At 72.2% G+C, this 26,572-nt stretch carries 26 protein-coding genes; 16 read left to right on the top strand and 10 right to left on the bottom strand.

Translation table 11 applies throughout. The features are described from left to right. Window positions 1-32: 32 nt before the first annotated feature. On the top strand, window positions 33-308 hold the full coding sequence (locus FLV34_RS15415; protein WP_142649954.1) for a hypothetical protein: 276 nt from the start codon (window positions 33-35) through the stop codon (window positions 306-308). A gap of 10 nt (window positions 309-318) precedes the next feature. Continuing rightward, window positions 319-981, top strand: a complete 663-nt coding sequence (locus tag FLV34_RS15410) for a ThuA domain-containing protein (protein ID WP_147943414.1) — start codon at window positions 319-321, stop codon at window positions 979-981. Window positions 982-1,077: 96 nt separating this feature from the next. Here the strand turns inward: FLV34_RS15410 and FLV34_RS15405 are convergent, their stop codons facing one another. Both FLV34_RS15405 and FLV34_RS15400 read right to left on the bottom strand, forming a co-directional pair. Beyond that, complete coding sequence (locus FLV34_RS15405; protein WP_147943413.1) at window positions 1,078-1,758, bottom strand: DNA alkylation repair protein; 681 nt, start codon at window positions 1,756-1,758, stop codon at window positions 1,078-1,080. Continuing rightward, a complete protein-coding gene (locus tag FLV34_RS15400) occupies window positions 1,758-2,426 on the bottom strand; it encodes a TetR/AcrR family transcriptional regulator (protein WP_260617401.1) in 669 nt (222 codons plus the stop codon). Before FLV34_RS15400 ends, FLV34_RS15405 begins: the two co-directional genes overlap by 1 nt. Window positions 2,427-2,521: 95 nt before the next feature. On the opposite strand from FLV34_RS15400, the gene FLV34_RS15395 reads away from it, so the two are divergent. From FLV34_RS15395 to FLV34_RS15385, 3 genes are all read left to right on the top strand, one after another. After that, entirely contained in the window at window positions 2,522-3,898 is a 1,377-nt protein-coding gene (locus tag FLV34_RS15395; protein WP_142649950.1) for an alkaline phosphatase, read from the top strand. Between the two features lie 93 nt (window positions 3,899-3,991). After that, window positions 3,992-5,518: a glycoside hydrolase family 3 protein gene (locus tag FLV34_RS15390; RefSeq protein ID WP_147943412.1), complete on the top strand. Its 1,527-nt coding sequence runs from the start codon at window positions 3,992-3,994 to the stop codon at window positions 5,516-5,518. Between the two features lie 46 nt (window positions 5,519-5,564). Continuing rightward, window positions 5,565-6,389 carry a RimK family alpha-L-glutamate ligase gene (locus tag FLV34_RS15385; RefSeq protein ID WP_142649948.1) on the top strand — a complete coding sequence of 275 codons (825 nt, stop codon included), beginning with the start codon at window positions 5,565-5,567 and terminating at the stop codon, window positions 6,387-6,389. On the opposite strand, the gene FLV34_RS15380 is transcribed toward FLV34_RS15385, so the two are convergent. The 3 genes from FLV34_RS15380 to FLV34_RS15370 are packed head-to-tail and all read right to left on the bottom strand — an operon-like array spanning window position 6,379 to window position 8,195. Then, window positions 6,379-6,864, bottom strand: a complete 486-nt coding sequence (locus tag FLV34_RS15380; RefSeq protein ID WP_147943411.1) for a TIGR00725 family protein — start codon at window positions 6,862-6,864, stop codon at window positions 6,379-6,381. The genes FLV34_RS15385 and FLV34_RS15380 overlap by 11 nt on opposite strands. Before the next feature lie 10 nt (window positions 6,865-6,874). Then, window positions 6,875-7,630, bottom strand: coding sequence for an SDR family oxidoreductase (locus FLV34_RS15375; protein ID WP_142649946.1), 756 nt, complete (start codon window positions 7,628-7,630; stop codon window positions 6,875-6,877). Window positions 7,631-7,661: 31 nt separating this feature from the next. Continuing rightward, entirely contained in the window at window positions 7,662-8,195 is a 534-nt protein-coding gene (locus FLV34_RS15370) for a flavin reductase family protein (protein ID WP_142649945.1), read from the bottom strand. Window positions 8,196-8,817: 622 nt separating this feature from the next. On the opposite strand from FLV34_RS15370, the gene FLV34_RS15365 reads away from it, so the two are divergent. From FLV34_RS15365 to FLV34_RS15355, 3 genes are all read left to right on the top strand, one after another. Continuing rightward, on the top strand, window positions 8,818-9,570 hold the full coding sequence (locus FLV34_RS15365) for a GntR family transcriptional regulator (RefSeq protein ID WP_030510734.1): 753 nt from the start codon (window positions 8,818-8,820) through the stop codon (window positions 9,568-9,570). A 216-nt stretch (window positions 9,571-9,786) separates the two neighbouring features. Beyond that, window positions 9,787-10,440: a GNAT family N-acetyltransferase gene (locus FLV34_RS15360; RefSeq protein ID WP_142649944.1), complete on the top strand. Its 654-nt coding sequence runs from the start codon at window positions 9,787-9,789 to the stop codon at window positions 10,438-10,440. Window positions 10,441-10,491: 51 nt separating this feature from the next. Beyond that, window positions 10,492-11,172: a copper homeostasis protein CutC gene (locus tag FLV34_RS15355; RefSeq protein WP_142649943.1), complete on the top strand. Its 681-nt coding sequence runs from the start codon at window positions 10,492-10,494 to the stop codon at window positions 11,170-11,172. Between the two features lie 180 nt (window positions 11,173-11,352). Here FLV34_RS15355 and FLV34_RS15350 read toward each other — a convergent pair whose 3' ends face one another. Then, on the bottom strand, window positions 11,353-12,933 hold the full coding sequence (locus FLV34_RS15350; protein ID WP_147943410.1) for a bifunctional NAD(P)/FAD-dependent oxidoreductase/class I SAM-dependent methyltransferase: 1,581 nt from the start codon (window positions 12,931-12,933) through the stop codon (window positions 11,353-11,355). 205 nt (window positions 12,934-13,138) lie between these two features. Beyond that, window positions 13,139-14,329, bottom strand: coding sequence for an aldolase/citrate lyase family protein (locus FLV34_RS15345; protein WP_147943409.1), 1,191 nt, complete (start codon window positions 14,327-14,329; stop codon window positions 13,139-13,141). Window positions 14,330-14,531: 202 nt separating this feature from the next. Here FLV34_RS15345 and FLV34_RS15340 point away from each other — a divergent pair, with 202 nt between their 5' ends. Next, window positions 14,532-15,185, top strand: a complete 654-nt coding sequence (locus FLV34_RS15340) for an NYN domain-containing protein (protein ID WP_142649940.1) — start codon at window positions 14,532-14,534, stop codon at window positions 15,183-15,185. Window positions 15,186-15,441: 256 nt separating this feature from the next. Here the strand turns inward: FLV34_RS15340 and FLV34_RS15335 are convergent, their stop codons facing one another. Continuing rightward, window positions 15,442-16,776, bottom strand: coding sequence for an FAD-dependent oxidoreductase (locus FLV34_RS15335; RefSeq protein WP_205830694.1), 1,335 nt, complete (start codon window positions 16,774-16,776; stop codon window positions 15,442-15,444). Window positions 16,777-16,990: 214 nt separating this feature from the next. Here FLV34_RS15335 and FLV34_RS40460 point away from each other — a divergent pair, with 214 nt between their 5' ends. Together FLV34_RS40460 and FLV34_RS15325 are read left to right on the top strand one after the other, a co-directional pair. Next, a complete protein-coding gene (locus FLV34_RS40460; RefSeq protein WP_185949033.1) occupies window positions 16,991-17,518 on the top strand; it encodes a hypothetical protein in 528 nt (175 codons plus the stop codon). A gap of 187 nt (window positions 17,519-17,705) precedes the next feature. Continuing rightward, the gene (locus FLV34_RS15325; protein WP_187280645.1) at window positions 17,706-19,448 is read left to right on the top strand and encodes a proline--tRNA ligase; all 1,743 of its coding nucleotides are present in this window, start codon (window positions 17,706-17,708) and stop codon (window positions 19,446-19,448) included. A gap of 329 nt (window positions 19,449-19,777) precedes the next feature. On the opposite strand, the gene FLV34_RS15320 is transcribed toward FLV34_RS15325, so the two are convergent. Together FLV34_RS15320 and FLV34_RS15315 are read right to left on the bottom strand one after the other, a co-directional pair. Continuing rightward, window positions 19,778-20,380, bottom strand: coding sequence for a ferritin-like domain-containing protein (locus tag FLV34_RS15320; RefSeq protein WP_222709520.1), 603 nt, complete (start codon window positions 20,378-20,380; stop codon window positions 19,778-19,780). Next, a complete protein-coding gene (locus FLV34_RS15315) occupies window positions 20,373-20,903 on the bottom strand; it encodes a hypothetical protein (RefSeq protein WP_147943408.1) in 531 nt (176 codons plus the stop codon). Before FLV34_RS15315 ends, FLV34_RS15320 begins: the two co-directional genes overlap by 8 nt. Window positions 20,904-21,108: 205 nt before the next feature. On the opposite strand from FLV34_RS15315, the gene rimP reads away from it, so the two are divergent. From rimP to FLV34_RS15290, 5 genes are all read left to right on the top strand, one after another. Further along, complete coding sequence (rimP, locus tag FLV34_RS15310; protein ID WP_142649938.1) at window positions 21,109-21,636, top strand: ribosome maturation factor RimP; 528 nt, start codon at window positions 21,109-21,111, stop codon at window positions 21,634-21,636. 22 nt (window positions 21,637-21,658) lie between these two features. After that, a complete protein-coding gene (gene nusA, locus FLV34_RS15305; RefSeq protein WP_051762251.1) occupies window positions 21,659-22,648 on the top strand; it encodes a transcription termination factor NusA in 990 nt (329 codons plus the stop codon). Further along, a complete protein-coding gene (locus FLV34_RS15300; RefSeq protein WP_142649936.1) occupies window positions 22,632-22,934 on the top strand; it encodes a YlxR family protein in 303 nt (100 codons plus the stop codon). The genes nusA and FLV34_RS15300 overlap by 17 nt, the downstream gene beginning before the upstream one ends. A 187-nt stretch (window positions 22,935-23,121) precedes the next feature. Continuing rightward, window positions 23,122-26,202: a translation initiation factor IF-2 gene (infB, locus tag FLV34_RS15295; RefSeq protein ID WP_147943407.1), complete on the top strand. Its 3,081-nt coding sequence runs from the start codon at window positions 23,122-23,124 to the stop codon at window positions 26,200-26,202. A 69-nt stretch (window positions 26,203-26,271) separates the two neighbouring features. After that, window positions 26,272-26,571, top strand: coding sequence for a DUF503 domain-containing protein (locus FLV34_RS15290; protein ID WP_142649934.1), 300 nt, complete (start codon window positions 26,272-26,274; stop codon window positions 26,569-26,571). Window position 26,572 lies beyond the last annotated feature (1 nt).

Raw genomic sequence — 26,572 nt, 5'->3', positions numbered from 1 at the left:
CGGAGGCCTCGCTGCGGGAGGGCTTCCGGGAGATGCTCGCGGGCACCGGCGGCGGTCCGCACATACCCGTCGCGGTCCTCGGCCGTCACCTCGCCGAGGAACAGCGGCTGGGCAGGTTCCCGGCGGGGACGAAGCCCGACGCCGCGGCGGCGCTCCTGCTAAGAGCGTGCTTCCAGCGGGCGGTCGTCGTGAGCCTCGTCGGCGGCCTCACCGACCTCGGCTCGGACGAGGACGCCGCCGCCGATCTGGTGGCGGCGGTCCTGGGAAGCGCGGGCCCTCGCGATCCGGCGCCCCGAAGCCGGCTCTAAGGTGCTTGTCATGCCGCGCAACCTCATCGTGTCCGGGGGAGTGGCCCACGACTTCCCGGCCACCTCCGCCGCCCTCGCGGACGTGCTCGCCGGGATCGGCGTCGAGTCGGAGATCACCGAAGACGTCGCCGGCGCCCTGGCCGCGCCCCCGCCGACCGGCCTCATCACGGTCAACGCGTTCCGCTGGACGATGGACGGCGACGACTTCGCGGACGAGCGAGACCGCTGGCGCTTCGAGACACCCGAATCCGTGAGGCGGACGGTGCTCGACCACCTCGCGAGGGGCGGCGGGCTGCTCGCCGTGCACACCGCCTCGCTCTGCTTCGACGACTGGCCCGAGTGGGCCGAGATCATCGGCGGCGCCTGGAGGTGGGGCCGGTCGTACCATCCGCCGATCGGCCCGGCGAAGATCCGCCTCGGCTCCGGCCACCCGATCGTCGACGGCCTGAGCGGCTTCGAGGTGACCGACGAGGTCTACACCGACCTCGACGTCCTCCCCGATGTGGAGCCGCTGGCGTACTCGGAGGACCAGCCCCTGTTGTGGGCGAGGAGCATGGCGGGCGGCAGGGTCGTGTACGACGCGCTCGGCCACGACACCCGGTCGTACGCCCACCCGGTGCGCCGCACGCTGCTCCGGCGGGCGGCGCGGTGGCTCCTCGGAGACCGACTCTGACCCGCCGGCCCTGGCTGACCCGCCGGCCCTGACCCGCCGGCCCTGGCACGCCCGACTTACACACCGGCCCTGAACGCCGGCCCTCCCCGCAGGCCCTTACGCTTCGGGCATGTTGCGCAGCGCCTCACGGCGGCTCAGCCCGCTGAGGCCCTGGTGCTTCACGTAGCGGAGCACCTCCTGCGGGTTGGTCTTCGCGTACTCGCGCAGCGCCCAGCCGATCGCCTTGCGGGCGAAGAAGTCGGTGTCCGACAGGCTGGGCTCGATGCAGGCGTAGAGCAGGTGGACGTCGGTGCGGTCCTTGAAGGAGTTCTGGCACAGGATGGCGGTGCGCCGCTTCCACAGGTCGGGGTCGTGCGCCCACTCCAGCACCATGCGGCGCATGCTGTCGGGATACAGCCGCAGCAGCGTGCCGATCCGGTGCACGGCGATGTCGTCCACCAGGTCCCACCACGCCCCTGTGACGATCATCTCCTCGTACATGGGGATCGTGTAGAGCGTCTGCCAGGACCGGTAGAGGCGGTGCGCGGACAGCTCGATGGCGGCGTAGCGCTCCTCGCGGTATTCCGCCTCTCGCCACAGCGCCAGCACCGCCCTGCGCCACTCGGGGGCGCTGTCGAGCCGGTGCTCGTTGAAGACCTTGCGCAGCGCGGCCCGCCGCGGCACCGCCGGGACCCCGAGGAACGGCATGTCCGACTTCATGTACGACCGCATGCCCGCGGCCCGGGCGGGGTCGGCGAGCTCGGTCAGCGCGAGCCGTACGGCCTTGAGGAGTGTCATCACGGCTGGCTCGCCCGCTCTCCGGTCGCCAGGCCGTCGAACAGCAGCTTGACGAAGTGGTCGGCAAGGGCGTCGGTGTCGAGCCTGCCGCCGGGACGGAACCAGCGCACGGTCACCCAGATCGTGTCGCGGATCATCCGATAGGTGAGCTTGGGATCGACGTCGGGACGGAACTGGCCGATGGCCTGGCCGCTCGTGATCTGCTCCACCCACAGGCGCTCGACCTCGTCCTCGGCCCGCACCAGGTAGTCGAACCGGTCTCCGGGCAGCGAACGCAGGTAGTTCCAGTCGTTCTGCATGACCGTGATGGCCGCCCGGTGGTCCTCCAGGGTGCCGAAGCCGATGCGGACCATCTCCGCGAGGATCGAGCGCGGGTCGGTGTGCGTGCCCAGCGCCGCGCGATAGCGGGCGATCAGATCCTCGAGGAAGGTGCGGAGCACCTCGTCGACGATCGTCTCCTTGGAGTCGAAGTGGTGGTAGAGGCTGCCGGACAGGATGCCCGCCTCCAGCGCGATCTCCCGCACCGTGGTGGCCTGGAAGCCCTTGCGTGCGAACAACTCGGCGGCGAGCTTGACAAGGTGGTCACGCCGTTCGGACGCCGAACCCGCCGTCCCCCGCTTCGCCCTGACCGGCGCGGCCGTGCCGCCGGAGTCCTTACGCTGGTTCACGGCTCCCATTATGACTGTCGAGCAAGAGCTTGTTCACATTCTCGCCTCGTACGACCTCCCCGCACGGGCGGGATCGGTAGGGCAGGATCGAACCCATGGCGAAAATGGGGTATCCGTTCACCTTGGGGGTGGCATCAGGAGAGCCGTTATCCGACGGCGTGATCCTGTGGACCCGCCTGGCCCCCGAGCCACTGCATCCGACACAGCCCGGCGGCATGCCCAACCGGGCGATGAGCGTACGGTGGGAGCTCGCCGAGGACGACAAGTTCAAGAGGATCGTCCAGTCGGGCACCGCGCCCGCGCAGCCGGACTGGGCGCACAGCGTGCACGTACGCGTCGCCGGGCTGCGGCCCGCGGCCGACTACTTCTACCGCTTCTCCATCGAGGGACACGTCAGTCCGGTGGGTCGCACCAGGACCGCGCCCGCTTCCGATTCGACCGCCCCCGTCCGGTTCTGCTTCGTCTCCTGCCAGCGTTACGAGCACGGCTACTTCACCGCGCTGCGCCACCTCGCCGCCGAGCGCCCCGACCTGGTGCTCCACCTCGGCGACTACATCTACGAGTACGGCAAGCCGAAGAACCCCAAGCCGGGCCGCTGGGTGCGCCCGCTGGAGTCGACGGCCGAGTGCACGACGCTCGGCGCGTACCGCAACCGCTACGCCCGCTACAAGATGGACCCGGACCTGCAGGCCGCCCATGCCGCCGCGCCGTGGGTCGCGATCCCCGACGACCACGAGGTCCGCGACAACTGGGCCGGCGCGCTGCCCGGCGACGGCGGCAGCCCCGCCGCCTTCCTCAAGCGCAGGGCCGCGGCGTTCAAGGCCTACTACGAGCACCAGCCGCTGCGCGTCCACCCGTCCGGCTCCGCGCTGCAGAACTACCGCTGGCGGCCGTACGGCCGGGTGGCCGACTTCCTGCTCGCCGACACGCGGCAGTATCGCGAGGGGCGCGACATGCTCGGCGCCGAGCAGGAGAAGTGGCTGACCGGCCGGCTGCGCGGATCGACGGCCCGGTGGAAGGTGCTCGCGCAGGCGGTCTTCTTCTCCCAGCGCAGGTTCCCGCTCGAAGCCGTCAGCGCCGACGCCTGGGACGGCTACCCGGACTCGCGGGCCCGCGTGCTCGCCGCCGCCCCCGACGGGATGGTCGTGCTGAGCGGCGACGTGCACAGCGCGTACGCGAGCGACGTGCGCGCCGACTGGGCCGATCCGGCCTCGCGCGCCCTCGGGGTCGAGTTCGTCGGGCCGTCGGTGACGAGCGCGCCGGGCATCACCGACGCAAGCGAGATCCTCTCGCTGAATCCGCACATCGCGTTCTTCGACAGCCGCCACGGCTACGTGTCCTGTGCGGCCGACATGGAGAACTTCCGCGCGGACTACCGGGCCGTGGCCTTCGTGGACCGTCCCGGCGCGCCACTGACGACCATCGCGGGCTTCGAGGTGAAGGAGAACCGGCTCCACCGCACCGACGTGTGATCCAGGGCGACAACCCAGGCCCGCCCCCTAGCAAATAGGAAACTTTCCTATTAGATTGCGGGGCATGCCTGAGCGATGCCATGTGGGCGCAGCATGAAGCGAAGCCCTGACCTGCTCCGTCTGGCCGACACGGTCCTGTTGCCCGGCTTCACCGGGACCACCGCACCCGACTGGGTGCGGCGGCGGCTCGCCGGCGGGCTCGCCGGTGTGGTGCTGTTCTCCCGGAACGTCGACACCCCGGCCCAGCTCGCCGCGCTGACCTCGGCCCTGCGCGCGGAGAACCCCGAGATCCTGATCGGCATAGACGAGGAGGCGGGGGAGGTGACGAGGCTGGAGGCCCGCACGGGCAGCTCGCGGCCGGGCAACTACGCCCTCGGCGTCGTGGACGACGTGGACCTGACCGAGCGGGTGGCCCGCGGCATCGGGCGGGACCTGCGCGCGGTGGGAGTGAACATCGACTTCGCCCCGGCCGCCGACGTCAACTCCAATCCCGACAATCCGGTCATCGGCCTGCGGTCGTTCGGCGCCGATCCGCTGCTCGTCGCGCGGCACACGGCCGCCTGGATCCGCGGCCTGCAGTCCACCGGCGTGGCGGCCTGCGCCAAGCACTTCCCCGGGCACGGCGACACGTCGGTCGACTCCCACCACGGCGTGCCGCGCGTCACGGTCTCCCGCGAGGAGCTGGCCGAGGTCGAGCTGTGGCCGTTCCGGGTGGCCATCGACGAGGGCGTGCGCTCGATCATGACCGGCCACCTGCTGGTCACGGCGTACGACGAGGAGCTGCCGGCCACGCTCAGCCCCCGCGTCCTCACCGGCCTGCTGCGCGAGGAGCTGGGTTTCGAGGGCCTCATCGTCACCGACGGAATCGAGATGGCCGCCGTGTCGGGCCGGTACGGCCTGGGCGGCGCGAGCGCGATGGCGGTCGCGGCCGGGGCCGACGCCGTCTGCGTGGGCGGGGAGAACGCCGACGAGGCGACCTACGAGCACATCCGCGCCGCCGTCGCGGACGCGGTGACCGAGGGCAGGCTGCCGGAGGAGCGGCTCGCCGACGCCGCCGCGCGGGTGCGCGCCCTGACCGCCTGGCAGGCGCAGGCCGCCCAACCCGTGGACGACGGCCGAGACGAGGGAGGGGACGAGGGAGGGGACGACGGCAGGGACGAGGCCGGGCTGGTCGCCGCCCGCCGGGCCGTACGGGTGACCCGGCACCGCGCGGACGGCCCGCTGCCGCTGACGGCCGCCCCGCACGTGGTGGAGCTGGCGCCGGAGACCAACCTCGCGATCGACAAGGACATGCCGTGGGGCGCGGGGGAGCCGCTGGGCAAGCTGCTGCCCGGCACCACGGTCACCCGGCTGCGGCAGCCGGACGTGCACAACGGCGTCGCCGGCACGGTGCTGCGCCAGGCCGCCGACCGGCCCCTCGTGGTCGTGGTGCGGGACGCCCACCGGCACCCCTGGCAGACGGACCTGCTGGAGAGCCTGCTGGCCGCCCGGCCGGACGGCGTCGTGGTCGAGATGGGGCTGCCGGGCCGTACGGACCTGGGCGCGGTGCACATCGCCACGCACGGTGCCGCCCGGGTCTGCGGCCAGGCGGCGGCCGAGGTGCTCGCCGGCCTCGCCTGACATTGCCCATAGCATTGGTCACTGCTGACATGCGAATGGGAGCGTAATGAAGGTCGCCTACGTCACCACGGACCATCCGGCCGCCGAGCAGGACGACGAGCGGGAGACCGCCCTCACCGCCTGGCTCGGGGCCGGCATCGAGGGCTCGCCGGTGAACTGGAGGGATCCCCGCGTCGACTGGTCGGACTTCGACGCGGCGGTGGTTCGCTCGCCCTGGGACTACATCCTTTATCGGGACGAGTTCGTCGCCTGGGCCCACCGGGTGGGGTCGGTGACGCGGTTGCTCAACCCCGCGCCGGTGATCGAGTGGAACACCGACAAGACCTACCTGCGCACGCTCGGCGTGCCCACCGTGCCGACGCACTGGGCGGAGCCGGGTACGGAGCTGCCCGAATGGGACGAATACGTGGTGAAGCCCGCCGTCTCGGCGGGGGCGCGCGACACCATCCGCACCACGGACCGGAACGCCGCCGAGAGCCACGCGGCGACGCTGCTCGCCGCCGGCCGCACGGTCATGGTGCAGCCGTACGTCCCGTCCGTCGAGCAGGAGGGCGAGCTGTCGCTGCTGTACTTCGGCGGACAGTTCAGCCATGCCGTACGCCGGCACCCGATGCTCACCGGGGTGGCCGAGACCGCGGAGAACCGCGCCACGCTGCGCGACCCGGACGACGACCAGTTCGCCCTCGCGGAGCGGGTGCTGGCCGCCGTGCCGGAGACCCTGCTGTACGCCCGGGTGGACCTGGTGCGGATGCCGGACGGCGAGCCGGTGCTGATCGAGCTGGAGCTCACCGAGCCCTACCTCTTCCTGCGGCACGAGCTGGCCGCGCCCGACCTGTTCGCCGAGGCCCTCGCCGAGATGCTCAAGGGCTGAGCGCCCGCTCCGCGGCGGCGAGCGCCAGCCGTACGGCGTCGGCCGGGTCGGCGGCGGACACCGGACCGGGCACGGGAAGGCCCTCGGCGTCGAGGACCCGCCACCCACCGAGGGTGATCACGGGCGTGCCGCCCCGCTGGGCGAGCGCCAGCTCGGACAGCGTGCCCCAGGAGCCGCCGACGACCACGACCGCGTCGGCGGCCCGCACGATCAGCGCGTTGCGGGCCTCGCCCAGGCCGGTCGGCAGGGCCACGGTGAGGTCCGGGCTCGCCCCGGCGCGGTCGCGGCCGGACAGGACGCCGACCACGACGCCCCCGGCCTCCCGCGCGCCCGCCGCCGCGGCGGCCATCCCCCCGCCATAGCCGCCGCACAGCACGACCACGCCGCGCCCGGCCAGCAGGCGGCCCACGGCGTGGGCCGCCTCGGCCTCCTGCGGGGTGCACTCGCCCGGCCCGCACACCGCCACCTGCCACATGGTGACCACGTTAGGCGGAGATGCCCCCGTCGACGGGGATCACGGTGCCGGTCAGGTAGGAGCCGGCCCGGGAGGCCAGGAAGATCGCCGCGCCCGCCATGTCGTCGGGCCTGCCGATGCGGCCCAGCGGGACGTTGCTCTCGATCGCGCCGCGCATCTGGGGGTCGTCGAGCGCGAAGGCCATCATCTTCGACTCGAACGGCCCGGGCGCGATCGCGTTGACCGTGATCGACTCCCGGGCGAGCTGGCGGGCCAGATGCCGGGTCAGCATGTGGACGCCTGCCTTGGCCGCCGAGTAGGCGTAGTTCTCCATGAACGGCACCCGGAGCCCGTCGATCGACCCGATGTTGATCACGCGGGCCGGGTCGCCGGGCGACGCGGCGGCGCGCAGCAGGGGCAGGAAGCGGCGGGTGAGGAAGAAGACGCCCTTGACGTTGATGTTCCAGAGCTTGTCGAAGGCGTGCTCCGGATACTCCTCCAGCGGCGCGCCCCAGCTCGCCCCCGCGTTGTTGACGAGCACGTCGAGCCGGCTCTCCCGCTCCGACACCGCCTGCACCAGCGTCTCGACGCCGTCGGAGGTGGACAGGTCCGCCTGTACGGCGTGGCAGCCCAGCTCGGCGGCCGTGGCCTCCAGCTCGTCCTTCTTCCGTGAGGAGATGTAGACGGTGGCGCCCGCGTCGAGGAACCCCCGCGTGATCATCTTCCCGATGCCCCGGGACCCGCCCGTGACGACGACCGTCTTGCCTTCCACCGAGAACAGAGTCATGCGGGCAGCATACCGACCGGTCGGTTCCGCGTCAGGCCCGGAAACCGCCGTACGTTCCGCGGAAGAACACCAGCGGGCCGCCGTCGTCGTGCCGGTCGAGCCCGGTGACCCGGGCGACGACGATCACGTGGTCGCCGGCCGGGTGTTCCGCGTCCACCGCGCAGTCGATCCAGGCGAGCGCGCCGTCCAGCACGGGCGCGCCCGCGGGGGACAGTGCCCACGACAGGCCCGCGAACTTGTCCCCGCCGGGGACGGCGAGCCGGTCGCACACCTGCCGCTGGTGGTCGGCGAGCACGTTGACGCACAGGGCGGGCGCGGCCTTCAGGCGCGGCCAGCTCGTGCTGGCCCGCGAGACGCAGAACGACACCAGCGGCGGGTCGAGGCTCACGGACGTGAAAGAGTTGACGGCCAGGCCGCACGGCTCCCCGGTTTCCGGGTCGATCGCGGTGACGGCCACGACGCCGGCGGCGTACCTGCCGAGGACGTTCCTGAAATGCTGGGGATTGACGGCCGGAATTCTCCTGGCGCCGTCACGGCCGACCTTCCGGGCCACAGGGATGCTCATCGCGCACGTGCCTCCTCGGTCGCCTCCCCATGAAGTCAAGGAGGGCCGGAGTCGATGCATTCCCTGCGCGTGATCAGCGGTGGCCGATTGACGGTGGCCGATTGACGGTGGCTGCTCGGCGGTGGCTGCTCAGCGGGGCTTTCTAACGGTGGCGCGTCCTGGCGGGCGTGGGGGACCCGCCAGGACGCGCTCCGCCCCGGCGCGAGACCTCGACCCCGGCGAGGGTTGGGGTCGAGACCTCGTTCATTCGCGCGGAGTCTGTGGGGAGCGGCCGTTCTCGACCGGACGCTCCGGCGCGCTGTCGTACCGCATGTTCGGGCATGTCACGCCGTTCCCGCACAAGGCGGTCATGTCGGTGGATACCGACAGCTCTGACATGCCGCTCCCGTCGCTCTGGTAGGTCTGGGCTCTGCAGGCCCGGCCTCTGTGGGTCCGGGTTGGGGGCTCGCGCCAGGGCGAGTTCGGCGTTCTCGCACCGACCGCCCTCACGTGTCCCTCCATTGGATGGATTTGTACCAACGTTTGGATAATGCGCGGCTGGGTGGGCTCTGGTCAAGGGGTTGTTTCCCGGTAGACCGAGATCCTCTAGATTTGTTGGAACAAAAGGGTGGATTGAGGAAAGATGGCACGATCGTCGCTCTACCAGCAGGTGGCCGCCGAAGTACGCAGGGCCATCTATGCGGGCGAACTCGCGCCGGGCGACCAGATTCCGACCGAGGCCGACCTCATGGAGGCACACGGCGTCAGCCGCAACACCGTGCGGCTGGCCCTGGGCGAGCTGGAGAACGAGGGTCTCATCCTGCGGATGCGCCGGCGTGGAACGTTCGTACGCGAGCGCCGCCCGCTCCTCATGCGCCCCCAGGACGAGTTTCTCCCGTACGACCAGGAGGGGCGGCGCTTCGACACGTTCGTGCACGCGGTCCGCTCCGAAGGACGTACGGCGGACCAGCGGATCGAGGTCTCGATCGTCGAGCCGCCCGAGGACGTGGCCACCCGCCTCGCCCTCGCCGACGGCGCGCTGGCCGTCGTGCGCCGCCGGCTGCGCTTCGTCGACGGCCAGCCGTACAACACCTTGGACTCCTACTTCCCCCTGGAGATCGTGGGGGACTCCGAGATCGCCCGGCCCGGCGACATCACGCGCGGGGCCAACCGGGTGCTGGAGGAGTTGGGTCATCTCCAGGTACGTGTGATCGACGACCTCTCGGCCCGCATGCCGACATCCGACGAGTCGTCGCGGCTCCAGCTTGAGCCCGGCACTCCGGTCGTCGTCCACACCCGGGTCGGCTACGACGCCGACGACACGCCCGTCCGCGTCGCCGTGTCCGTGCTGCCCGCAGACAAGCATCTGATCCGATACGAGCTGGAACGTCATTGACGAGGCCCGGACGCCCTCTGGCCTGAGCGGGCGTCCCCGGCCGACGGGCCCTCCTCCGGAGGGCCGCTTCCGCGATTCCCGTCCTGACCCCGGCAGGGGACCGCGCCGAACCCGCGCGCCCTAGCGGGCCCGCCGTCTCCCGGACGGACGCTGTACGGCATCCAGCCGTCACTCTCAGTGATCAAATCGCCGCCGTCGGCACGAAAGGAATCAGGCATGCCCGCGAACACCCTGGATCTTGTTATGGAACTCACGCTGCGTCGCGCCACCCCGGCCGACCTTGAGGGGGTCCTCGCCCTGCTGACGCGCACCGCCGGATGGCTGAACGGCCTCGGCGTCCGGCAGTGGCCCGCCGGGGGCTTCCCCGCCGAGCGCATCGAGCCGCTCATCGGCGCGGGCGTCATGTATCTCCTGGACGACGGCTCCCCGGAGCCGGCCGCCACGATCGCCGTGGACGGCCACGCCGACCCCGAGTTCTGGACCCCCGCCGACCGCCCCGGCGACGCGCTCTACGTCCACAAACTCGCCGTGAGCAGGACATGCTCGGGCCAGGGACTGGGGGAGGTGCTGCTCGACTGGGCAGCCCTGCGGGCCGCCGCGCACGACCGGCCCTACCTGCGGCTCGACTGCGCCAAGGACAACGCCCGCCTGCAGGCGTACTACAAGAAGGCGGGCTTCCGGCACGTCCGCACCGTCGACCTGCCGCATCGCGCCTCCGGCGCGCTGTTCGAGCGGGACGCCGGCGCCGCGATCCCGGCCGCGCCGTCCCGTCGGCGCACGCCGATGGTGCCGGCCCAGCGCTCGGGACATGCGGTGCAAGCCTGGAGAGTTCTTGACATCACCGCTCACAACGAGTTGATCGAGTGCTGAACAGGGCGGATGCCGTGAGGCCCCGCAAAGGGACCGGATACTGTTCACTTCATGACGGGATCCCTCCTTGAAGTGATCGCGCTCGACGTGCGTGACGCCGTGGCCGCCGAGGAGGGCGGAGCGGACCGCCTGGAAATCGTGTCCGGCATGGACGTGGGCGGGCTCACCCCCTCGGCGGACCTCGTCGCGGCGATCGCACGCGAGTGTGGGCTGCCGCAGATGGTCATGCTCCGCTGCAACGCCGGGTTCACCGTGTCCCCGGAGGAGCTCGACCGGCTGCGCGGCCACGTCAAGGAACTCGCCGAGGCCGGCGCGGCGGGCTTCGTCTTCGGCTTCCTTTCCGAGGACGGGTCGGTCGACAGGGAGGCGACGGACGCGCTGATCCACGCGGTCTCGCCGCTGCCCTGGACCTTCCACCGCGCCGTGGACAACGCCGCCGACGTCCGGGCCGCCTGGCGTGCCGTACGGCTGCTGCCGAACCTGGCGACCGTCCTCACGTCGGGCCTGCCCGAGGGGGTCGGCAGCGGCCTCGGCGTGTTACGCGCGCGGGCCGAGGCGGGGGACGCCTCGCTGGTGCTCGCGGGCGGCGGCCTGCGCGAGGAGCACGTGCCGGTCCTGCTCGACTACGGCATCCGCGCTTTCCATGTTGGCACCGCCGTACGGGGCTCCTGGCAGGAGCCGGTCGACCCGGGCCTCGTCAGGCGCTGGCGCGGCATCGTGGACCGGCTCTGAGCACCTGGCTCTGGCCACCCGGTTCTGGCCACCCTGGCCACCTGGCTCTGGCCACTCTGCCCTGACCGTCGGGCCCTGACCGTCGGGCCCTGACCGTCGGGCCCTGACCGTCGGGCCCTGACCGTCGGGCCCTGACCGTCCGGCCCTGACCGTCCGGCCCTGACCGTCCGGCGCCGAGACTCAGGCGCGGCGTCGGGCGACCAGGACGGCGTCGCGGCTGGTGACCTCGTGGCCCTCCGGGTCGACCGCCGTGCGCGGCCGGGCCTCGGCCGCCGCGATCTCCCACTCGGCCGGATCGAGCGACGCCGCGACCTCCTCGGCGGTGAACATCATCTGCGGGAAGTGCATCTTCCGGACCCTGGTCACCAGATCGGACGGGTGGTGCCCGACGATCAGCAGGGTGCCGCCCGGGGCCACCGCGGCCGCCAGCCGGGCGAACAGCGTCCGCCTGGCCTCACCCGGCAGGTGCATGTACTGCGCGGACACCAGGTCGTACGCGTCCTCGGGGAAGACATGGTCGCGCAGGTCCGCGCGCACCCACTCGGTGCGGTCGGCGACGCCCGCGTCGACGGCGTGGGCGGCGGCCCGCTCCAGCGCCGTGGCGGAGATGTCGGCTCCCGTCACCCGCCAGCCCCTCGTGGCGAGCCAGACGGCGTCGGCGCCCTCACCGCTGCCGACGTCGAGGGCCCGGCCCGGAGGAAGCTGCGCGGCCTCGGCGACGAGCTGCGGGTTGGGGTCGCCGCTCCAGATCGCCGGCCGGGAGCGGTAGCGCTCCTCCCAGGCCGCCTCCTCGAACATCGTGCGCATGTCGTCGCGGTAGGCCGCGACGGCCTCACGGGTCTCCTCGGCGACGAGGTCCGCGTTGATCGCCGCCCCTGCGGCCAGGCCCGCGGCGGCGGACGCGATCACCACGGCGCGTACGTCCGTCACGTTCCCCGCCACGTAGACCCCCGGCACGGCGGTCGCGCCGGTCGGCTCAGCGGCAATCCGGGTGCCCGCCAGGTGGCCGCCGAGCTCCACCTCGACCGGCTTGAGCCCGAGTGACTCCAGCACCTGGGACCGGGTGGTGAGCGGTGCGCCGACGACCAGCGCGTCCAGCGCGACGACCTCGCCGGAGGCCAGCCGCACCCCGGTGAGCGCGTCACCGGTCACCTCGATCCCCGTGACGGGGCCTTCGGCGACCGGGATCCGCCGCGCGGCGAGCCGCTCGGCATCCTCCTCGGACGGCGCGGGGCAGTGGTGGGCCAGGAACACCACGTCGTCGCTCCACTGCCGCCACAAAAGGGCCTGCTCGACGGAGAGCGGCCCCATGGCCAGCACGCCGATGCGCCGGTCGCGCACCTCCCACCCGTGGCAGTAGGGGCAGTGGAGCACGTCGCGGCCCCACCGCCCGGCCAGGCCCGGCACGTCGGGCAGCTCGTCCACGGCCCCGGTCGCCACCAGCAGCCGGCGGGCCCGGACGGCGCGGCCGTCGTCCAGCGTCACGAGGAAGCCGTCGCCCTCCCGCGTGGCCGTCTCGGCCCGCCCGGTGACGACCTCACCGCCGTACCCGATCACCTCCTCGCGCCCGGCCGCCCGCAGCTCGGCGGGTGGCGTGCCGTCCAGGCCGAGGTAGTTGTGCATGTGCGCGGCCGGGGCGTTGCGCGGCTCTCCCGCGTCCACCACCAGCACCGACCGCCGGGCCCGCGCCAGCGCCAGGGCTCCGCTGAGCCCCGCCGGGCCGCCGCCCACCACGACCACGTCGTACTTCTTCTCGTCCACCTCTGCCTCCCGTGTCGGCGTCTGCTGTCGACGTCGGGCCCACAGTGCGGCACAGGTGGCGAAGGCGGCAAGGAACCTTGCCGATATGGCAAATCCCGTGCGTACTGTCCAGGGTGGGCGCGGCCGGCCGGGGGCAGCAGGGGGCCATGGCCGGCCGGTCTCGGCAGAGGCCGTGGTGGGCCCGGTGTCGGCAGAGGGACCGGTCTCAGCAGAGAGCGCGGTCGGCCCGGGCCAGGGCGGCGACCAGGGTCCTGATCGTCGCCGGCTCGTCCAGCACGCCCCCCGAGGCCGCGCGCCGTTCCTGCCACGCGCGCACCCGGTCGGCGTACTTCTCGTAGCAGGCCAGGTGGAAGGCGTAGACGGTCGCGAAGCGGCTGACCAGATGCGAGGGGTGCATGTCCCAGCCCTGGTAGAAGCCGTGCGCCAGCGAGTGCGACACCAGCGCCGAGTGCCTGCGCAGGAGGGCGTGCACGTCGGCCGCCGCGTCCGAGGCCGGGGCCGCGGCCAGCGAGCCGTCCGACAGCTCCACGCCCGTCCCCGACAGCGCCGTCTGCATGACGTGCCGCGCGTGGTCGCAGGCCGGGTGGTCGAGCCGCTGCTCGTCCGGGGGCAGCCCGAGCGCGGCCGTGTAGTCGAACACGCCGAAGTGGGCGGCCGCCAGCCGGCCGCACAGCGAGGGCACCAGGTCGGCCGAGCGTTGGAGCATGAGCACGGTCTGCGGGGCCTCCACCTGCATCTCGAAGCGCAGCGTGCCCGGGGGCAGGCGCAACCCGTGCTCCAGCGCCTCCAGGCAGCGTGCGAACTGGTGCAGGTAGTCCTCCATGAGGACCTTGGGGAACGTGACCGTGAACCCGTCGGGGACCCTGCCGGCCCGCCGTACGACCCCGGTCAGGAACCCGTCGAGCGTGCGCACCGAGCGCACCGGGTCGCCGTCGGCGAACGACTTCACCCGCAGCCCCCACCTGCGGGGCAGCGTGCCCGCCTCGTGCATCGCGGCCACGGCCGCCGCCGCCGACTCGGCGTGCCCGTCCTCCTCCTCGGGGGAGCGCGTGCCGTAGCCGTCCTCGAAGTCGATCCGCAGGTCCTCGATCGGCTCGGCGTGCAGCTTCCTGCGCACCCGGTCGTGCACGGGCTGGGCCAGCTCGAGGTCGAGATCGAACAGCTCGGCCAGCTCGGTTGGGGTGAACAGGAGCCGGTGGAGGAGATCGGTCGCGGCGTGCCGCCACTGCTGGACGATCTCCGCCGTCACCCGGTCCGCGGGCACATACACCGTGTGCACCGGCTGCCACGCGGGCTCCCTTACGGGGAAGCGGGCGAGCTGCTCGTCATGGGTCCCGGCGAAGCCGTCGAGCAGGCCGTCGAGCAGGCCGCCTGGGCCGGTCAGCGTCGTCTCCATAGGGACGATCCTCGCAGAAGCCCTCGCCACGAAGACCTCATCACACAACGTCGCTGCGCGACCACGTTCGGTTGGCTATTCTTTTCCCCGAACGGCCGATCGAACAGGTGATCGAATCGGTGGGGGAAAAAGAAACGGCCCCCTGCCGGGGGCCGTAGAGCCCGGGGACGTAACCCCGGGCGCGGTGACTCCATGTTAGGAGATGATGGCGTTGCGCGACAACCCCGTTCCCCAGGTCCTGCGTGTCGGGGTCTACGTGGACGGGTTCAACCTCTACTACGGACTGCGCTCCCTGCGGGGACGCCGCTATCTCTGGCTCGATCTCCACGCGTTGGCGGGCCGGCTGCTGAGGTCCGGGCAGACGCTTGCGACCGTCCGCTACTTCAGCGCCCACGTGCGCGGCGAGCCGGCCGCGCTGCTGCGGCAGAAGACCTACCTCGCGGTCCTGGAGAGCCTGGGGGTCGAGGTGGTGCTGGGGCGGTTCCAGGAGCAGCGGGCCTCCTGCCGGGCCTGCGGCGTCTCCCGGCGGACCTACGAGGAGAAACAGTCCGACGTCGCGCTGGCCGCCGCGATGGTCGGCGACGTCGCCCTCGACCGGGTCGACATGGTGCTGCTGCTTTCGGCCGACTCCGACCTGTGCGCGGCCATCGAGGCGGTGCGTCAGGTGGACGCCCGGCGCGGCGGCAAGACCCGGGTCGTCACCGTCTTCCCGCCCGGCAGACGTTCGGACGGCCTTCGCCTCGCGAGCGACGCCTGGTTTCCTCTCGGCGAGGCGCTCGTCAGGCAGTCGCAACTGCCCGATCTCGTGCCCGGCCGCGACGGAGGGCGCTACCACCGGCCCGCCCACTGGTCCTGACCACGCCACCCCGTCAGGACGAGACGCCCGTTCAGGACGTGACCCCAACGAGCCGTGTCAGGAGGCGCCCGTGAGCGCTCGGCCCCGCCGGAAACGCGGCACTCGTCAGGGCGCGCCCCCGTCAGCACCCGGCACCCGCGAGAAATCGACACCCGCCAGAGCCTGGCACCCGCCAGAAACGCGGCACTCGTCAGGGCGCGCCCTCATCAGGACCCGGCACTCGCCAGGACGCGGCCTTGTCAGGCCCCGGTCCTTGTCAGGACGCGCCGCCTGGGCGGGAGAGCCGGCCGCACGCGTTCAGCATCGCGTCCCTGCCCACCAGCTTCACCCGTTCGCCCCTCCCGAGGCTGCCGGCCAGCGCCGCCTCCGCGGCCTCGATCGCCAGCCAGTCCTCGTACGTCACCGGGCTCAGCCCGCGCGCGGCGAGCAGGTCGTCCAGCCGGGCGGTCGCCGTTCCCGGCACCACCTCGGCGAGCAGCGTGCGCACGGTCTCGGCGGCGTCGGACTTGTTGGTCCCGATCACGCCCGTCGGCCCGCGCTTGAGCCAGCCCGCGACGTACTGCCGGTCGGTCACCTTGCCGGCGACGTTCGGCACCGTCATCGTCGCCGGGTCGAACGGCACCCCGGGCAGCGCCACGCTCTGGTAGCCCACCGAGCGCATCACCATGTCCGCCGGGATCGTCTCGAAGTCGCCGGTCCCGACGACCCGCCCGTTCTCCAGCCGGGTCCGCTCCAGCCGTACGCCCTCGACCCGGGACACGCCGAGGATCTCCACCGGGCGCAGCCAGAAACGCACCTCCAGGCGGCGGGGCCGGTCGGAAGGCTTGCGCTCCGACCACGACCGCAGCACGTCCACGTTGCCCCTGACCTGGCGCGACAGCGTGGTCAGGTCCGCGACCGCGACCTCGTCGGGATAGGTGAGGACGTCGGCGTTCAGCAGCTCGCCGAGCTCCCGCAGCTCCTTCAGGGTGAACTTCGCGTGCTCGGGCCCGCGCCGGCCGACCATGTGGATCCGCTTCACCTTGGAGGCGGCCAGCCGGTCGAGCACCTCTTCGGGCACGTCCGTGCCGCGCAGCTCGTCGGCCGTCTTCGCCATGATCCGCACCACGTCCACGGCGACGTTGCCGACGCCGATGACGACGACCTCCTCCGCGTCGAGGGAGAACGTGTCCGGCGGGACGTCGGGGTGGCCGCAGTACCAGTTGACGAAGTCGGTCGCCGCGACGCTGCCCGGCAGGTCCTCGCCCGGGACTCCGAGGTGCCTGTCGACCATCGCGCCCGTGCAGTAGACGACGGCGTCATAGCAGGACAGCAGGTCGTCCGCCGACAGGTCGGCGCCCAGTTCGACGCCGCCCAGGAAGCGCACCCCCGGGGTCTCCAGAACCCTGCGCAGGTAGCCGGCGATCGACTTGATCGACGTGTGGTCGGGCGCCACGCCATAGCGGACCAGCCCGTACGGTGTCGGCAGGCGTTCGAGAACGTCCACCTCGACGGGGTCCTGCGACTGTTTGACCAGCGCCTCGGCCGTGTAGATGCCGGCCGGGCCCGACCCGACGATCGCGACGCGCAGTGTCACCATGGCCTCCAGCATCTGCGGATGCTCCCTGTCTGTGATTCTTTATCACCGCCGGTTGCACTGCCAGTGGAACGCCGTGCCGCGCACACCGGATTGTCATCCGTGTTGTGATGGTTCGCGGGGTTGCGGCGACCATGCGGCCACGATCAAAGTGATGCCCGTGGGCAGTGGGGCTAAAAGACGGGGAAACCCGCGGACGAGAAGGCCGGGCGGTGGCACCCTCCCTGACATGAGGGGACTCCGCGGGGGGCGGGACGAGCCCGGGGCCTCACCGGCCACGGTGCCCGGCCCGCAGAACGGTCAAGAGGACGGCGACGCGCCGCCGTCCGGCTCCGTGCCGGACGGGCTGAGGTATGAGGCACTGGGGCGGGTCATGGCCGCCTTATCCGGTGAGGCGGAGACGCTGGAGGCGTGCCGCGACCTGACATGGTGGCGGGGCACCGACCGCTCCTGGCACATCGAGTGGCGCGACGGCCCGTACGCCGCCGAGGTGGCGGCGCAGCTCCTTGACCGGATCGGCGAGCCCGGCCAGGACGCCGTACGGGCGGCCCCCGCGGGCCCGGCGACCACGTCCACGGCGATGCTGAACGTGATGGGCGTGACCTTCGTGCTGCGCGCCATCGACCCGTTCGGCATGGAGCGGTTGCGGACCAGGCCCGGCCTGTGGCGGCTGTCGGCGGCGCTGGACGGCCCGGCAGGCTCGGTCGGCACGGGTGGACGGGGCCGTCAGCACTGGGAGGAACTGCTCGGCGGCTGACGCCGGCGGCCCTGTATCGGCTCGCCGTTCGTTTTACGTGAGGCGGTGTGGCCCCCGGAGTCGATAGCCTTGGGGGCACATCGTCTTCGTCTCGTCCCTCCGGTCGTCTCCGAGGGTCCGTGAGGAGATCCGCATCGCACCCCGAGGGGGCGCCGCGGACGAGACCTCTTACGAGCAAGGAGTAGCCGTGCTGCTGCGTATGTCGACCCTGTTCCTGCGCACCCTGCGTGAGGATCCGGCGGACGCGGAAGTGCCGAGCCACAAGCTGCTCGTCCGCGCCGGCTACATCCGCCGCGTCGCGCCCGGCATCTACTCCTGGCTGCCGCTCGGCAAGATCGTGCTGGAGAACGTCGCGCGGGTCGTGCGCGAGGAGATGGACCGGATGGGCGCGCAGGAGGTGCTGTTCCCCGCGCTGCTGCCCCGGGACTTCTACGAGCCCACGGGCCGCTGGACCGAGTACGGCGACACGCTGTTCCGGTTGAAGGACCGCAAGGGCGCCGACTACCTCCTCGGGCCCACCCACGAGGAGATGTTCACCGACATGGTGAAGGGGGAGTACTCCTCCTACAAGGACTACCCCGTCACCCTCTACCAGATCCAGACGAAGTACCGCGACGAGGCCCGGCCCCGGGCGGGCATCCTGCGCGGCCGCGAGTTCGTCATGAAGGACTCCTACTCCTTCGACCTCGACGACGACGGCCTCAAGCGGTCCTACGAGATGCACCGCGAGGCGTACATCCGCATCTTCGATCGCCTCGGCATCGACTACAAGATCTGCTTCGCGATGTCGGGCGCGATGGGCGGGTCGGCCTCCGAGGAGTTCCTCGCCCCCTGCCCGACCGGTGAGGACCCCTTCGTGGCCTGCCACAACTGCGGATACGCGGCCAACGCCGAGGCGGTCGTCACGCCCGCGCCGCCCGCCGTCACCGCCGAGCAGCCCCCCATGAAGGTGCTCGACACGCCCGACACCCCGACGATCGAGTCGCTCGTCTCGTACGTCAACGAGACGTACGGCCTGGACATCACCGCAGCCGACACGCTGAAGAACCTCGTCGTCAAGGTCCGTACGCCGGGCTCCGACGAGGTCAAGACGGTGATCGTCGGCGTGCCCGGCGACCGCGAGGTCGACTTCAAGCGCCTTGAGGCGGCGCTCGCGCCCGGCGTGCCGGAGATCTTCGAGGCCGAGGACTTCGCCCGCCACCCCGGCCTGGTGCGCGGCTACATCGGCCCCCAGGTGCTCAAGGAGCTGGGGATCACCTACCTGGTCGACCCCCGCGTGGTCGAGGGCTCGGCCTGGGTGACGGGCGCCAACGAGCCGGGCAAGCACGCCGCGCACGTGGTCGTGGGCCGCGACTTCCAGCCCGACGGCACCATCGAGGCCGCCGAGGTGCGGGCGGGCGACGCCTGCCCCCGCTGCGCGCACCCGCTGTCGATCGACCGGGGCATCGAGATCGGCCACATCTTCCAGCTCGGCCGCAAGTACGCCGACGCCGCCCAGCTCGACGCGCTCGGGCCCGACGGCAAGCCCATCCGCATCACCATGGGCTCGTACGGCGTCGGCGTGTCCCGGGCGGTGGCCGTGCTCGCCGAGCAGCGCCACGACGAGCTGGGCCTGGTGTGGCCCAGGGAGGTGGCGCCCGCCGACGTGCACATCGTGGGCACCGGCAAGGAGAACCAGATCGAGGTCGCGAGCAACCTCGCCGAGACCCTTGAGGCGCGGGGGCTGCGCGTGCTCGTGGACGACCGCCCCGGCGTGTCGCCCGGCGTCAAGTTCAAGGACTCCGAGCTGCTCGGCCTGCCCACCGTGCTGATCGTCGGCCGGGGCCTGGCCAACGGCGTGGTCGAGCTGCGCGACCGGGCCACCGGGACCAAGGAGGAGATCCCGCTGGACGAGGCCGTCGAGCGGGTGCTGGCCGCCTGCCGGGCCTGATCGCCGGGCACATCTGATCACCACACGGCGCCGCCGTCCCCGTACGAAGGGGGCGGCGGCGCCGTGTCGCTGAGCGCTGTCGTGGGCCGCCGTCCGCGGTGCCGGCCCATCGAGCCGGGATGGGCCTCCTGACGAGGGCGGCGGCGCCGCGTTGCTGTGCCTGTGGGGCGCTGCTCCGTGGGCCGCGCGACCTTGCCGGCTCGCTGGGCCGGACTGTTCCGGCAGGGCTTCCCGGTGCCGGGGCGGCGGGACCGTGTCGTTGTGCGCCGTCCGTGGGTCGCGCTGCTTACTCGCCGGGGCGGATCCTGCTGAACTCCAGGGCGAGGGCCCTATTGGCCGCCTTGGGCGGACTGCTCCGGCCGGGCCTCCTGGCCGGGGGCGGCGTCCGCCCCGGCCGATTCGGAGGAAGCGGCATCCGACCCTGCCCCCTCTGACCCTGCCTCCTCTGACCCGGCTTCCTCCGCAGGGGCGGCGTCGACGTCGGCGCCGCCGCGGCCCATGCCCGGGAACGGGTCGCCGATCTTCGGCTGCCAGCCGTACGCGCGGGTCGCGCACTCCTGCGCGGCCAGAGCGGCGAGCCGCCGCAGCGCCGGGTCGCGGTCGGCGGCGAGCTCCAGGGAGGCGGTGGTCACCCGCTGCTCCACCAGCACGGCCAGACGCACCGCGTCGGCCGGTTTGCGCACCTCGAAAGGCAGCAGGTAGGTGGGGCCGGGCTCGGCGGGCGTGCCGCCTCGCCGGGTGATGAGCGTCCGGAGCTGGTCGCGCCGTGCCCGGTGGGCGTCGAACCCTGCGGTGGCGCGTTTGAGCAGCGCGCCGCTGGTCTTCCCGCCGATCACTCCGTAGGCGTACACGGCGGCGTGCTCGGCGGACAGGGCCCGGTCGAGCGCGTCGCCGGTGGGCGCCTTGGAGGGCTCGGCCGCGCTCTCAGTCACGCACCCTCCCCAGGGCGACGACGTGGACGGCCTCGCACGCGCCGATGCTCGCCAGGAGCTGGGAGAGCGCGGGGGAGGCCGTGGCCATCTGCGCGGGTCGCGCCGACGCCGCGCGCCGTTCGGCGTCCCTGAGCGTCTCGACGGACACGACGGACACGGCGGACACGGCGGACGGCGACGGGGCCGCGGAGGACGAGGCCGGCGGCGCGGGGCTCGCGGGGAACGTTCCGCCCCCGGCGGGCAGGAGCGCGCGCAGCGCCTGGAGATGCGCCGCGTGACGCTGACGGAACGGCTCCAGCGCGGTGGCCTGGGCGGGCCGGGCGGCGACCGCCTGCCCGTAGAGCGAGACCAGGTGTTCCTTGCCCGTGATCAGCGAGGTGAGCAGCACGGTCTGCGGATCCGGAGCGGCCGGAGCGGCAGGCTTCCGCGGGGCCGGGGAACACCCCGCCGCGGCCAGACCGGCAGCGGCGGCGGAGCCCAGCAACACGCGTCTCGTCACCCGTGGCCCGCCGCTGTGTCTCACGACACAGCATCGTACGGCGCGGCGCGCACTGGTCATCGCCCGTGACCGTGTCGATCGTGCCCGTGTCGGATCGCCGCCCGGGTGTGGCGCTGTTTCCACCTCCCGGTGTCGATAGGCTGTTGGCACATCGGGCTTGGGCACCAGGGGCTTGGGCACTACGGTCACAGGCAACGATCACAGCCACACGGTCATTTGGGAGGTCGGCATGGGCAGCGACGCTCGACGCGGCCGCCTGGTTGAGCTGCTCGGCCCGGTCGTCGCCGCCGAGGGGTTCGACCTGGAGGACGTCACGGTCACACCGGCGGGCCGCCGGCGGCTGGTGCGCGTCGTGGTGGACCGGGACGGCGGTGTGAGCCTCGACGACGTGGCCGACGTGAGCCAGTCCGTTTCCAAGCGGCTCGACGAGGTGGACGTCCTCGGCGGCAGCCCGTACGTCCTCGAGGTCACCTCTCCCGGAGTCGACAGGCCGCTCACCGAGCCGCGCCACTGGCGACGGGCGCGCGGGCGGCTGGTGAAGGCCGAGCTGCGTGACGGCACCTCCGTGGAGGGCCGGGTGACCGAGGCCGGCGAGACCGATGTGGAGCTGGACGGCGCGCGCCGCATCGCGTACGGCGAGCTGGTGCGCGGCCGCGTGCAGGTCGAGTTCAACCGGCGCGACGCCGGGCTCGACGACGAACTTGACGAAGACCTCGATGTCGACGAAGACATCGACGACGCCGACGACGAGGGCTAGGGGGAGCCTTGTGGACATTGACATGAGCGTCCTGCGCAGCCTGGAGCGGGAGAAGGACATTTCCTTCGACCTGGTCGTCAAGGCGATCGAGGACGCGTTGCTGATCGCGTACTTCCGCACGGAGGGCGCGGCGCAGAAGGCGCGGGCCGAGCTGGACCGCGACACGGGCCATGTGATCATCTGGGCCGCCGAGCTGGACGAGAACGGCGAGGTCGTGCGGGAGTACGACGACACCCCGTCCAACTTCAGCAGGATCGCGGCCACCACGGCCAAGCAGGTGATCCTCCAGCAGCTGCGCGACGCCGAGGACGAGGTGAACTTCGGCGAGTTCGCCAGCCGCGAGGGCGAGCTGGTCGCGGGCGTCATCCAGCAGGGCAAGGACCCGCGGGTGGTGCTGGTCGACCTCGGCAAGATCGAGGCGATCCTGCCGCACAACGAGCAGGTGCCGGGCGAGGAGTACGCGCACGGCGAGCGCATCCGCTGCTACGTGGTGCAGGTGAAGAAGGGGCCCAAGGGGCCGTCGGTCACCCTGTCGCGCACGCACCCCAACCTCGTGAAGAAGCTCTTCGCGCTGGAGGTGCCGGAGATCGCCGACGGGACCGTGGAGATCGCGGCCATCGCCCGCGAGGCCGGCCACCGCACGAAGATCGCGGTGCGGTCGCGCAAGCCCGGCGTCAACGCCAAGGGCGCCTGCATCGGCCCGATGGGCTCGCGCGTGCGCAACGTCATGACGGAGCTGCACGGCGAGAAGATCGACATCATCGACTGGTCGGAGGACCCGGCCGAGTTCGTCGGGAATGCCCTGTCGCCCGCGCGTGTTTCCCGTGTCGAGGTGGTCGACGCCGAGAGCCGCACCGCGCGTGTGATCGTGCCCGACTACCAGTTGTCCCTGGCGATCGGCAAGGAGGGCCAGAACGCCCGCCTCGCCAACCGTCTTACGGGCTGGCGGATCGACATCCGTCCGGACACCGAGCAGGCACCTGCTGATCCCGCTGATGCGTCGGCAAGGTAAGCTGGAATATGGTTACCAGGCAGCCCCGCTGAGAACGTGTGTGGGCTGCCGGGTTCGCACGGTAAAGTCCGAGTTGCTCCGCCTGGTCGTGGTCGAGGGCGTGATCGTCCCCGACACGCGAGGACGGCTCCCGGGACGTGGTGCCTCGTTGCATCCGTCCCCGCGCTGTCTGGAGTTCGCCGAGCGTCGCCGGGCGTTCCCACGCGCGTTTCGCGTGGAGGGACCGCTCGATACGTCGCTGCTGCGGGCTCATTTGGAGGGGTTGACGCCGGGACGGTCCGGGTGAATGGTTACCGCTGGCCCTCGGTATCGGCTCCGGGAGCCAGGGCACGACGAAATTGTCATGTAGGACGCCGAGTTGATGGGCGGAGTCAGATTGCTATGAGCGCCTGATGAGCACGCGGCGATGAGTACGTTCAGGTAGCGACGGTCCGGCGGCACTGCGAGCCTCCCGGGCCGAGTTAGGGAGTGCAGTGGCGAAGGTCCGGGTATACGAGCTCGCCAAGGAGTTCGGGGTCGAGAGCAAGGTCGTGATGGCCAAGCTCACCGAAATGGGCGAGTTCGTGAGGTCGGCGTCCTCGACGATAGAGGCGCCGGTCGTCCGCAAACTGACCGAGGCGTTCAAGGGTGACGCCTCCAAGGGCGGGGGGAAGCCCGCCCGTCCGGCGCAGCCGAAGCCTGCGCCGAGGCCGGCAGAGAGCCAGGCCAACGGGGGCGCCGCGCAGGCGCCCGTTTCACAGTCCACCGGCGCGGTGGCCAAGCCGGGTCCGAAGCCCGGCCCGCGGCCCGCTCCGCGTCCGGTTCCGATGCCTCACCCGCCGGTGTCCCAGCCGGGCGCACCCGGCCCCGAGGCCGCCCGCCCGCAGGCGCCCCGTCCCGAGGGGCCGCGTCCGGCGGCCGCAGGCCCGAGGCCGGGCGCCCCAGGCGCCGGCGCGCCAAAGCCGGGTCCCCGGCCGGCGCCGGCTCCGCGTCCGGGCGGCGCCCCCGCCGGTCCCGGCGCGCCCACCGGTGGCGCTCCGCGTCCCGGTGCGCCCAAGCCGGGCCCGCGTGGCCCGCGTCCGGGCAACAACCCGTTCTCCTCGACCGCCAGCGGCATGGGCCAGCGCCCCGCGCGGCCCGGCGGCCGTGACGGCGGTCGTCCCGACCGTGGGGACCGTCCTGACCGTGGTGACGGAGCCCCTCGCGAGCCGCGTCGTGACGGCGCGCGCGACGGAGCCATGCCGCGTCCGCCGGGCGCGCGTTCCGGCGCTCCGGGCGCCGGTGGTCCGCGTCCCGGGCCTGCGGGTCCGCGTCCGGGACCGGGCATGGGCGGTCCGCGCCCCGGCCCCGGAGCCGGTGGCCCGCGTCCCGGTGGTCCGCGTCCGAACCCGATGATGATGCCGCAGGGCCGTCCGGCCGCGCCGGGCGGTCGTCCCGGTGGTCCCGGTGGCGGCGGTCGTCCCGGTGGTCCGGGCGGCGGTGGCCGTCCGGGTGGCGGCGGTGGTCGTCCCGGTGGCGGCTTCGGCGGTCCGCGTCCCGGCGCCGCGGGTGCCGGTCGTCCCGGTGGTCCGGGCGGCGGTCCCGGTGGTGGCGGCGGCGGTTTCGCCGGCCGTCCCGGCGGTGGCGGCGGCCGTGGTCGCGGTGGCGGCACGGCGGGCGCGTTCGGGCGTCCGGGGGGCCGTCCGACCCGTGGCCGCAAGTCCAAGCGCCAGAGGCGCCAGGAGTTCGACAACATGCAGGCCCCGGCGATCGGCGGCGTGCAGGTTCCGCGTGGCGGCGGCCAGACGATCCGCCTCCCGCGCGGCGCGTCCCTGTCGGACTTCGCCGATCGCATCGGCGCCACCCCCGCCTCGCTCGTGCAGATCATGCTGCACCTCGGCGAGATGGTGACGGCGACCCAGTCGGTCAACGAGGAGACGCTTCAGCTTCTCGGCGCCGAGCTGGACTACGACGTCCAGGTCGTCAGCCCGGAGGAGGAGGACCGCGAGCTCCTCGAGTCCTTCAAGATCGAGTTCGGTGAGGACGAGGGCGACGAGGCCGACCTCGCGCCGCGCCCGCCGGTCGTGACCGTCATGGGTCACGTCGACCACGGTAAGACGAAGCTGCTCGACGCGATCCGCCACACCAACGTGGTGGCCCGCGAGGCCGGCGGCATCACCCAGCACATCGGCGCCTACCAGGTGGCGACGACGCACGAGGGCGAGCCGCGGAAGATCACCTTCATCGACACCCCGGGTCACGAGGCGTTCACCGCCATGCGTGCCCGTGGTGCGCAGGCCACCGACATCGCGGTGCTGGTGGTCGCGGCCGACGACGGTGTGAAGCCGCAGACCATCGAGGCGCTGAACCACGCCCAGGCGGCGAACGTCCCGGTCGTGGTGGCGGTCAACAAGATCGACAAGGAGGGCGCGGACCCGACCAAGGTGCGGGCCCAGCTCACCGAGTACGGCCTGGTGGCCGAGGAGTTCGGTGGCTCCACCCTCTTCGTCGACATCTCGGCCAAGCAGGGCATCGGCATCGAGAACCTGCTCGAGGCCATCCTGCTGACCGCGGACGCCGAGCTCGACCTGCGGGCCAACCCGGAGATGGACGCTCAGGGACTCGCGATCGAGGCGCACCTCGACAAGGGCCGCGGCCCGGTGGCGACCGTGCTCGTGCAGCGCGGCACGCTGCGGGTGGGCGACTCGATCGTCTGTGGCGAGGCCTTCGGCCGCGTCCGCGCGATGCTGGACGACAACGGCGAGACGGTCGAAGAGGCCGACCCGTCGCGTCCGGTCCTGGTCCTCGGTCTGACGGCCGTCCCGCGCGCCGGTGACAACTTCATCGTCGTCACCGACGACCGCATGGCCCGCCAGATCGCCCAGCAGCGGGCGGCCAGGCAGCGCATCGCCGACATGGCCAGGTCCGGCCGTCGCCGCACCCTCGAGGAGCTGTTCAAGGACCTCGAGAAGGGCCAGGTCGACGAGCTCAAGCTCATCATCAAGGGTGACGTCTCCGGTTCCGTCGAGGCACTGGAAGACGCGCTGCTCAAGATCGACGTCGGCGACGAGGTGCGCCTGCGGGTGCTCCACCGCGCGGTCGGCGCCATCACCGAGCACGACGTCAACCTGGCGATGGGCGACGACAACGCCGTCATCATCGGCTTCAACGTGCGTCCCGAGGTGCGGGCGCGCGACCTGGCCGAGCGCGAGGGCGTGGACATCCGCTACTACTCGGTCATCTACCAGGCGATCGAGGAGATCGAGGCGGCCCTCAAGGGCATGCTGAAGCCGGAGTTCGAGGAGGTCAGGACCGGCACCGCCGAGATCCGCGAGGTCTTCAAGGTCCCGCGGATCGGCAACGTCGCCGGTTCGATCGTCCGCTCGGGCGTCATCACCCGCAACAGCAAGGCCCGGCTCATCCGCGACGGCGTCGTGGTGGCCGACAACCTCACCGTCTCGTCGCTGCGTCGCTTCAAGGACGACGCGACCGAGGTCCGCGAGGGCTTCGAGTGCGGTATCGGTATCGGCTACAGCGACATCCGGGTCGAGGACGTCATCGAGACGTTCGAGATGCAGGAGAAGCCGCGCGTCTGACGCGCCGTTCCGCCGCCCCCGCCACGCGCGGGGGCGGCGGCCGGACGTTCGCCGACGTGGTGACGACCCATGTTCATCGGTGCTCTTACTCTTGACATCCTGCTCGGCGACGTCCGTTCGCTGAAGCAGAAGCGCTCGGTGGTCCGGCCGCTCATCGCCGAGATCCAGCGCAAGTATCCCGCCGCCGCCGTCGCCGAGGCGGGCCACCTCGACCTGCACCGGCGCGCCGAGATCGGCGTCGCCGTGGTGTCGGCGTCCGCGGCCAACTGCGACGAGGTGCTCGACGCCTGCGAACGCCTGGTCGCCTACCACCCCGAGATCGAGTTGCTGTCCGCGCGGCGGCGGCTCTTCAACGACCACGAGGAATAGA

It is taken from the genome of Microbispora sp. CSR-4, assembly GCF_008033685.1.
Lineage (GTDB): Bacteria > Actinomycetota > Actinomycetes > Streptosporangiales > Streptosporangiaceae > Microbispora.
This window is presented reverse-complemented; position numbering and strand designations above follow the sequence as displayed.